Here is a 9,625-nt window from a genome sequence, read left to right as displayed (position 1 = left end):
TGAGAGCGAAGAGTTACAAGCCATTATCTGGGAGCGTCTGCAATCTCAAATCGAGCACTTGCAAAGCGTGTTGTCGTTTATCGAGATGCAGCCATTGCTCAAAGCTCACTTGCTGCAAGAGCAGAGTCACCAAGCCTTAAACTAAACCCGCGATAATCGTTCTCAACTGTCATAAATGCTTCTTTATGGCAGTTGAAATCCGCGATGAAAACCATCCCAAGCTGAAATGCCAAAGTGCGCATTATGTATATTATGTTAAATGATATATAGCGCTACGCGAAATGTTTCTGTCTCGGCTCCCCTTTACTGGTATTAATGCTCTGATTCATGATTAAACATAATTTGTATTTACCATAAAATACCTAATATAGAACCTTATTAATCAAAGATTTAAGGTTCTATATTGGTTATACGATTAAGGGTTCGAGAGCAGATTCGTTGTGCAGATTAATGTGACGTGTTCACTTTGGACGAGATCAAAAAAGGAGCGTTGAAAGCTCCTTTGAAATTAACCGCCGGCAAGTTTTACTTTCATGCCTTTTTTTTCAAGATGCGCTTTGATTTTGTCACGAACATCACCTTGAATCTCTATGTTTCCGTCTTTAACACTACCACCACAACCACAGACTTTCTTCAACTCTGCGGCAAGAAGCTTCAAAGGTGCATCATCGAGATCCAAGCCAGTGACAACGCAAACCCCTTTGCCTTTTCGGCCTTTGGTTTCTCGTTGAATTCGAACAATACCATCACCTTTTGGGCGCGAAGCTTTAGGTTCTTCTGGTTTGATTCGGCCTGTTTCTGTTGAATATACAAGAGTCATTACTATTTCTTCTGTTGTTCGGCTTTTTGTTTCGCGATCAAATAGGCTTCTATATGTCGCTGAATAGCCGCTTTGGAACCTTTAATGAGTTTGCCATTAAAGAAACAATACCAAGCGTTCGGTTCACCTGTATCGTTTTTAATGGCAAAACCATTAAAGTTTTCTGCCTGAGTAGATCCTGCCGCTTCTTGCTTTCTGTCAAGCGAAGAAAACTCTCTAGGATCAATGATCGATGCTGTATCGCACCACCAATCAATGCTCTTTTTCACTGCACTTAAGCTTCCTTGAAGCACTCGATTCTTAATCTTTACTTGCCAGATGTTCGTATCATTTGGTGCAGACTGTAAGTTAAAACCACGGTAATGAGATATAGCCATGTAACTGAATCATCTATTAATTAAGTCTTACTATAATCATAATAGTAATCAGACGCTTAGCAAGTATAAAATTCTTATAATAGCGTGCTTTGGTGCAATGAAATGAAAAAAAACCTTTTCCACCATGAAGATACTCTTCAATCAATCACATATTAGTAGGTGTATTGTCTGGTTTTTAAGGTGCTATTTCGTAAAAAGAATGACTGATTAGATAATTGAATTCTCATGACTTATTGATTATAAAACGGCGCCTTTTGTCGAAAAACAATATCAAAAGCGCCGCATTTCTTTAATGCTTAAAGTGAGCGTTCAATGCAGTCCGCTAGGAATTCATGAAACTTATGTCCATTGTGTTGGAGCATTTTTGGAAACATGGAAATCTTCGTCATTCCAGGAAAGGTATTCACTTCATTAAGGTAGATCTCTCCTTCACTGGTTAAGAAGAAATCGATTCGAGACAAATGACGAAGGTTCATTTGACGAAAGACTTTCTCGCTGCACTGTTGAATCGTCGCTAACTGCTGTTCGGTTAAGTTTTTCGCTTCTACTTCTGTGATTGAATGGCTACCTGCGCTGTATTTCTCATCGTAGGAGTAAAAAGCACCGTCAGGAGCAATAATTTCACCTGGCTTTGAAATATGAAGTTGACCGTTCATCTCATAAGCGGAAACTTCTAATTCTCTTGGTTTTACGGCCTTTTCAACCAATACCTGATGAGAGAATCCGAACGCCTTATCAATGGCATCAGAAAGTTGCTCTACTTTGATTACACTGTAACAGCCAACCGATGATCCCTGTCTAGCCGCTTTGACAAACAGCTTGCCCCATTTGTCGAATGCCTCTCTACTCACCTGGTGAGACTCTTCATTGTTCTCCGTTAGGAAAAGATACGGTGTGTTAGGAATGCCAATCGCGTCATACCATAGTTTCGACGTAATTTTATTGAAGCTGTTACTGCTAGCCTCAGGCCCACAGCCCAGATAAGGAATACCGGCTAGCTCAAAAAGTGACTGGATATCCCCTGTTTCACCAGGAAAACCATGGATACAAGGCACAATGAAGTCGATGTCTATCGATTCATTAAACTCATCACTTTTCACGCTTTTCGTATGGATATCGAGATAGACAAGTCTATCTTTTTGGTCAAACCAACCTTCGTTTTTAATCTCAACTTTTAGGACATTTACATTACCAATTAAGCCAAGCTGTTGCTGAAGGTATTCAGAAGAAAGCAGCGAAATTTCGTGTTCTGAAGAACCACCGCCGCATAAAAGTAGAACATTTCTCATCATTGTTAAATCTTTCCGTGATAGAAGACACGCTGTCTCAATGATAGCGATACCTTGCTATTCGTACAGTCATTTATTGGTAAAAAATGGCTTTTACCCACTGAATGACTACTTGTTGTACAAAAACGAAAGGAGCGCTAGGCTCCTTTCGTTTTTATGTCGTTGTCATTTAGTTTAGTTTGTTGAGTGTTGGGTATTCAGAGTTTTTGATTGCATCAATGCTTTTTACGAAAGGTTGCAATTCTTTGAACTCTTGGGGCAATTGTGCAATGGCTTTCTTTGCCTCAGTGCTTGTTGCGAAGTCACCATATAATACTGTGAACCATTTAGTACCATTGACAATCTTATAGTTTTCCCAAATAGGCTGGCCGTCTTTAGGCAGTTTAGAAGCAAAATAGTCAACTTTTGCTTGAGAACCGACAGCGACGACTTGAACCGTATAACCGAAGCGCTGCATTTTTTCTTGTTGCTTTTTGCTCGGCGGAACTATCTTAACTGCTTTTGTTGTTTCGGATTGAGGGCTGAGTTTAACGACTTTTTTCTCTTCCGTTTGTGGCTCCATTTTAACTACTTGCTGTGGAATACTCACCTCTTGAACGGTTTCTTCTTGTGCCATCAAAGGCTCAGGAATAGGTTCAATTTTAAATTCTTCGCGGTGGCTCTCGGTCGTTACGTTAGCAACGTAGTTATCCGACGCACAAGCAGACAGCAAAACAGAAAGAGTGATAATGGCAACTTTTTTCATGGAATGACTAACTCTTAAAAAATTTATCTTAAATCATGCCGATAGCGATGCTGAGAATCAAGCCTAGATCTCAATAATCCGCTTAGAACATGTGACTTATTACACAATCTACATACGGCGTGCTGTTTTTGTAAGCATAGTTCTATTTATAAACATTTCACTATCGACGATTTTGTTTATGATGAACTCCACAAGGTCATACGGCGAAGCAGGGAGAAAGCCAAGTGCATAAACTACAGAAACTGTTTAAACCTACTTCAATCGCAGTTATTGGTGCGTCACAACGTCACTTAAGCGCAGGTAATATAGTAATGAAAAACCTGCTTCAAAGTGGGTTTGATGGCACGATTGTGCCCGTTACACCAAGATACAAATCTGTCGCTGGTGTTCTCGCCTACCCCTCTGTTTCTGAACTGCCGCTTGTCCCCGATATTGCTATTCTGTGTACTCGCTCAGAGCGCAATGTAGTGCTGTTTAAACAACTGTCAGAAATTGGTACTGAATTTGTCATAGTGTTGGCGTCAGATACAGACTATCTCCATCAAGATGATCAGTCTGTCGCTGAAGCGTGTTTGCGCATTGCGCGCGAAAGCAATATGCGAGTACTCGGACCAAACAGCCTTGGTTTGATCCTACCTTGGCAAAAGTTTAACGCTTCGTTCTCTCCTGTAACGGCAAAGCCGGGGAAGATAGCATTTATTTCTCAGTCTGCCGCGGTGTGTACAACAATTTTGGATTGGGCCAATGACAAAGAAATTGGTTTTTCCGCTTTTGTTTCGATTGGTAACGGTCTCGACATCGATTTTGACGAACTACTGGACTACCTTTCGACAGACAGTAAAACCGACGCCATCTTGCTGTATGTTGACTCAATCACTGATGCACGACGATTTATTTCTGCAGCGCGCGCAGCCTCGCGTAACCGACGCATTCTCGTTTTGAAAGGCGGACGTTCGATTCTTGGCCGCAGGGCATTAAATAAATCGGGTTCGGATACACTTGATATCGTTTATGACTCAGCCATCCGACGCTCGGGAATGCTTCGAGTTAACAACACACACGAGCTATTTGCAGCAGTAGAGACTCTTACCCATTCAGTGCCATTGCGAGGCGAGAGACTTGCCATAATCACTAATGGTGCAGGTCCTGCATTGATGGCCGTCGATACGCTGTTTGAACGAGGTGGGCAGTTAGCCAATTTGTCTGTGGAAACGGTAGAGGCGCTTTCTCAGAATCTACCAAGTAGTTGGTCCCATAATAATCCTATTGATATTGTCGGCGATGCGGATAAAAAACGTTACGTTGCAACTATTAACGCCATTCTTGATAGTGATTGTGCAGACGCAATCTTGATTATGCATAGCCCTTCTGCGGTATCAGACTCCGTAGACACAGCGCAAGCGATCGTCGATGCAATACAGAGTCATCCGCGACATAAGCGTTTCAATATATTAACGAATTGGTCTGGTGAGCAAACTGCAAAGCCAGCCCGCATGATACTCACTAAAGCGGGAATCCCAACTTATAGAACACCAGAAAGCGCGGTTGTGGCTTTCATGCATTTAGTAGAATACCGCCGCAATCAGAAACAACTTATGGAAACCCCGACAACCGCAGAGCCATTGCACGTTTCCGACGTCAACGCTGCAAAGGCGTGGGTTTCAGAGCATTTGATGGATAAGGAAATCGCCCAGCTTGATACTCACCAATTGGGCAGTTTGTTAAAGCTGTTCCACTTTGATGTTTTGCCGACCTGGATTGCAAGTGATACCCCTGAGGCCGTGCATATTGCCGAGCAAATCGGTTATCCCGTCGCGGTGAAACTGCGCTCTCCTGACATTGCACATAAGTCTGATGTCCAAGGCGTCATGCTGAACCTGCGTAATAGCCAAGAAGTAGCGTCAGCGGCTGACGCGATTCTTGATCGCACAAAACTTGCCTACCCTAGCGCCCACATACATGGGTTATTGGTCCAAGGCATGGCAAAGCTTGCCGGAGGGGAAGAAATTCGTGTAAAAGTCATTACGGACAAAGTGTTTGGTCCAGTAATTCTACTTGGTCAAGGCGGTTCGGAATGGAGCGAAGCTCGTGACGCAACGGCAGCATTACCACCTCTAAATATGACGCTGGCACGCTATCAGATTGTACGCGCGATAAAAGAAGGCCATATACGCCTACAAAAACTGCCTGAACCGATGGATGTTCTTGGGCTGGCAAAGTTTTTGGTTCGCATTTCTCAAATGGTGGTCGAGCTGCCGCAGATTAAAGAACTGGATATTCACCCAGTTCTGGCAAATGGTGAGCATTTTACCATCCTGGACGCGGATCTGACCTTAGAGAATTACCAAGGCCACGGTCAAGAACGTCTTGCTATACGCCCTTTCCCCGCTGAGTTTGTAGAAACCATGCAACTGAAAGATGGAGAACCTATTCTACTAAGGCCGATATTGCCAGAGGATGAACCTTCGCATGCCGAGTTCATCAATAATGTTTCCAAAGAGGATCTCTATAAACGATTTTTCAGTGATGTCGGTGAATTTAATCACGAGGCTTTAGCGAACCTAACCCAAATAGATTACGACCGAGAAATGGCCTTTGTCGCCGTATCGTTTTCATCCGGTGAGGCAAAAATCATTGGCGTTGCGAGAGCCTTGATTAATCCTGAAAACACGGAGGCGGAGTTTGCGATATTGATTCGTTCTGATCTAAAAGGCAAAGGCTTAGGAAAAGTCCTGATGAATAAGATCATTGATTATTGTCGTCAGAAAGGCACGAAGAAGATGACTGGCATGACCATGCCAACAAACCGTGGCATGTTAACGCTTGCTCAAAAACTTGGTTTTAGCCTAGATATCCAATTTGAAGATGGCGTTGCAGATATGGTGTTGCCACTGAACCCGTAAGCGAACCAACGAAAGCGGCTGTCAAAGCCGCTTTCTCCAGATCAACTCTTATTTTAGCTTCCAATTTTTCTTCAGATATTGAATACACCAGGATTTCGCTTCTCCCATTTGGTTGCGCTTCCAAGCCAAAATGATCTCTAGATGTTGCTGCTCTGCTCCTTCGATTTCCTTGAGCTTGCCTGCTTCGATCAATGGGATTGCGATATCTGTGGGTAGTGTGCCGATTCCGAGGCCAGTGACAAGGGCATCCACCTTAGCTTGAAGATTAGTGACGGTTAATCTCGGTTGTTTCTGGATGATATTGACCGTAATAGCCGGTTGCTCACGTGCAGTATCGGCGATAGCGATAATGCGGTACTTCTCCCTTGCTGAATCATTAAACTCACCACTTCGTTTGTGAACGTAGTGATTTGGCGCTGCCACCCAAGTCATACTCATCTTTCCAATGGTGTCGGCTTTCACGTCATGTGGCAGGACTTCTAATTTTGGACACACAAGCAAATCTGCTCTGCCGGATTGAAGAGATTCCCAGCAGCCTGCGAGAATTTCTTCCTGTAATCTGACTCTGGTTTTACTCACGTTCCCTAACGCGTCTACAAGCGAAAAAAAATGGTGAATACCAATAATGCCATCATATGCGATGGAAATATCCAGTTCCCAACCATTGGCTAGCAGTGTTGCGTCGTTAACAAGTTTTTCTGTTGCGGCGAGAATCGTGCGGCCACGTTCTAAGATAAGTCGACCTGCGTCTGTGAAATTCGCTTTGTGGCCAGAACGATCAAAAATCATGATGTCTAGATCTTGCTCAAGCTTTTGAATTTGATAACTCAAAGACGAAGGAGCGCGATCAAGCTCATTGGCAGCGGAAGCGAAGCTCCCTCTTCTATCGATGGCATCTAAGATATGTAATGCTTCCAAGGTTATGGGGCTTTGCACTTCAACTCCTTTGGTGATCAAGATCACAGATGTGAATTTTGTAAAGTGGCGTTATAAATTCATCATTCTCAGTATATCGTATTGATATTATGTAATTTTTCATTTTAAGAAACACGGAACGACATAAGAGCTATGGTTAAAAATATTTTTACGAATGATAGTAATTATCATTAGCATCCAATATTATGGCGACGATTATTCGCCTACTATGGATTTAAGGTAGTAAAAATGTACAACAGAACGTTCCTTTCAGCCTCAATACTATTCGCTCTCGCTGCGCCAGTACAAGCTCAAGATGCTGGTTTATTTGATGAAGTCGTTGTTTCAGCAACACGTACGAATCAAACTATGGACTCAGTCGCTGCATCAGTAACTGTTATCTCTGACAAAGATCTTGAAAGTAAGATGGCCAAAGATCTCAATGATGTTTTTGAATATACACCAGGGGTAACTATCAATAGTACACAGCGCCAAGGTGTTCAAAGTATCAACATTAGGGGAATGGAGGGTAAAAGAGTTAAAATTTTGGTTGACGGAGCATCTCAGCCAGGCGTGTTTGATGGCGGTCCTTACTCTTTTATCAATTCAAGCGCAGTCACGGTTGATCCGGATATGCTTAAAAGTGTCGAGATCGTAAAAGGCGCAGCATCTAGCTTGCATGGAAGCGATGCGATTGGCGGTGTTGTGGCATTTGAAACGAAAGATCCAGCAGACTTTCTTAAAAATGGCAAAGAATTCGGGGGACAGGCCAAACTATCATACTCATCCGAAGATAAATCGTTTAGTGAACATGTAGCCGTAGCAAAACGTTTTGATAACGTTGAAGCCTTGGTCGCCTACACTCGCAGAGATGGCAAAGAACTCCAAAACTTTTCAAAAGCACCGTATGACGACTATTCAGTTGAGTCTCAAGACTACGTTAAGAATGATCTGTTGATCAAATTGCAATCTCAGCTGAGCGATGACCATCGTTTAGAACTTCTTGGAGAAGTGATTTACAACCAAAATGACTCAGATATTGCAAGCTCCTCTTACAAAAACTTTAACGCAGAGGATACAACCAAGCAAAATCGTCTTGGTCTAAAGCATATTTGGCTTGTTGATACAACCATCACTGATTCCATCACATCTAGACTAACTTGGACAGATAAAGAAGAAAACGGACTAACAAACCGTTTCAAAGAAGCAAGTGCAGGAGTTCCACCTAGGGTTCCACCGAATGGAGATAATCAGCAGAAAAAAGATTATCAATATACGGAAAACAAGATTGAGTTAGAGACTCAGTTCGACAAAGAGTTAGAAACTCACTATTTAGTTTATGGTTTGTCTTATAAGACAAGTCGTATCAGTAATACGAATCGTGAATTTAACTCTGATCCTAACACTCCGGATAGAATCTATGTGTACACGCCTGATGCGAAGGAAATGAGTTTTGGTCTATTCCTCCAAGATGAAATCTCTGTATTGAACGACAAGTTAGTTTTAACTCCTGGTGTTCGTTATGACTATTTCTCTACAGATCCGTCAGACACTGTAGATGAAAGTTTCATAAAATTCAGTGACTCAGCATTCACAGGTCGACTAGGTGCCACTTACAAGGTAACGCAAGAAGGCACACTGTTTACACAAATTAGCCAAGGTTTTCGCGCGCCTTCATTCAATGAGTTGTACTACACCTATGATAATCCGGGACATGGTTACACCAACCGCCCTAACCCTGATCTCGAGTCTGAAAAAAGTCTCTCATATGAGCTAGGTTATCGTCATAATACCATCGCATCTGCCAGTGAAATCGCTCTATACTATAGCGACTACACTGATTTCATTGAGCAAACTTCAACAAGAGTTGGTGGTTTGACGGAATATACCTATGTCAATATCAGTGAAGCGACCATTAAAGGAATTGAAGTCTCCAACACTTTGGATTTGAACAGAATCGCTAATCTACCTTTAGGTATGACGACCCGTTTTGTAGCAGCATACACTGTAGGTGAAGATGGCGAAGGGAATCCCTTGAATAGTGTCAATCCTTGGAATGCAGTGGGTGCCCTAAATTATGATGCTCCCAACAATCTATGGGGTACAAGCATTAAAGTGAATTACACTGCTAAGAAGTCCAATAGTGACATTAATTTAGACGGAAATAATGGCGGAACGGCAAATCAAGTAGAGCTACCATCTGCAACCGTAATTGACTTAACGGCTTACTTTAAACCCACACAAGATATTACTGTAAGAGCAGGAATTATGAACTTGACCAACGAAAAATATTACCTTTGGAACGATATTCGAGGGGAACAAGAACTTAGTCGTGATTTAACTCAAGCAGAGAGAAGCTACAACATCAGTGTGAAATACAACTTCTAACCAAAAACAAAAGCCAGCATTTGCTGGCTTTTTAAGTCTCATTCAAAAATGTACAAAGAGAAAAAGTTGATGAATGATAACTTATTGTTTTGACATTTCTTTTTTTACCATCACAACAGAAGCAACGATAAAAGCAACAATTAGAGCAAGTTCCATAGGATCCTCAAGGAGAAACAAATTTTTTATCA

7 protein-coding genes and 1 pseudogene are annotated in these 9,625 nt (G+C 42.2%); 3 read left to right on the top strand and 5 right to left on the bottom strand.

All coding sequences use genetic code 11. The annotated features are described in order from the left end of the window. A pseudogene (locus CIK04_RS35605) lies at positions 1-145 on the top strand (DNA polymerase III subunit alpha); the annotation flags it as partial. Between the two features lie 363 nt (positions 146-508). Here CIK04_RS35605 and yciH read toward each other — a convergent pair. From yciH to CIK04_RS18800, 4 genes are all read right to left on the bottom strand, one after another. Beyond that, positions 509-820 carry a stress response translation initiation inhibitor YciH gene (gene yciH / locus CIK04_RS18815; RefSeq protein ID WP_017422832.1) on the bottom strand — a complete coding sequence of 104 codons (312 nt, stop codon included), beginning with the start codon at positions 818-820 and terminating at the stop codon, positions 509-511. 2 nt (positions 821-822) lie between these two features. Next, positions 823-1,197 (bottom strand): DUF3319 domain-containing protein, encoded by a 375-nt coding sequence (locus CIK04_RS18810; RefSeq protein ID WP_017790922.1) that lies wholly within the window; start codon positions 1,195-1,197, stop codon positions 823-825. A 296-nt stretch (positions 1,198-1,493) separates the two neighbouring features. After that, positions 1,494-2,489: a D-alanine--D-alanine ligase gene (locus CIK04_RS18805; RefSeq protein WP_097352667.1), complete on the bottom strand. Its 996-nt coding sequence runs from the start codon at positions 2,487-2,489 to the stop codon at positions 1,494-1,496. Positions 2,490-2,655: 166 nt separating this feature from the next. After that, complete coding sequence (locus CIK04_RS18800; RefSeq protein WP_017422835.1) at positions 2,656-3,231, bottom strand: SPOR domain-containing protein; 576 nt, start codon at positions 3,229-3,231, stop codon at positions 2,656-2,658. A gap of 224 nt (positions 3,232-3,455) precedes the next feature. On the opposite strand from CIK04_RS18800, the gene CIK04_RS18795 reads away from it, so the two are divergent. Continuing rightward, positions 3,456-6,134 (top strand): bifunctional acetate--CoA ligase family protein/GNAT family N-acetyltransferase, encoded by a 2,679-nt coding sequence (locus CIK04_RS18795; protein WP_095429826.1) that lies wholly within the window; start codon positions 3,456-3,458, stop codon positions 6,132-6,134. A gap of 48 nt (positions 6,135-6,182) precedes the next feature. Here the strand turns inward: CIK04_RS18795 and CIK04_RS18790 are convergent, their stop codons facing one another. After that, positions 6,183-7,070, bottom strand: coding sequence for a LysR family transcriptional regulator (locus CIK04_RS18790; protein ID WP_039449923.1), 888 nt, complete (start codon positions 7,068-7,070; stop codon positions 6,183-6,185). Positions 7,071-7,298: 228 nt separating this feature from the next. Between CIK04_RS18790 and CIK04_RS18785 the strand changes: the two genes are divergently transcribed. Then, positions 7,299-9,437 (top strand): TonB-dependent hemoglobin/transferrin/lactoferrin family receptor, encoded by a 2,139-nt coding sequence (locus CIK04_RS18785; RefSeq protein ID WP_097352666.1) that lies wholly within the window; start codon positions 7,299-7,301, stop codon positions 9,435-9,437. Positions 9,438-9,625: the final 188 nt, after the last annotated feature.

This window comes from Vibrio sp. 03_296 (assembly GCF_002265885.1).
This window is presented reverse-complemented; position numbering and strand designations above follow the sequence as displayed.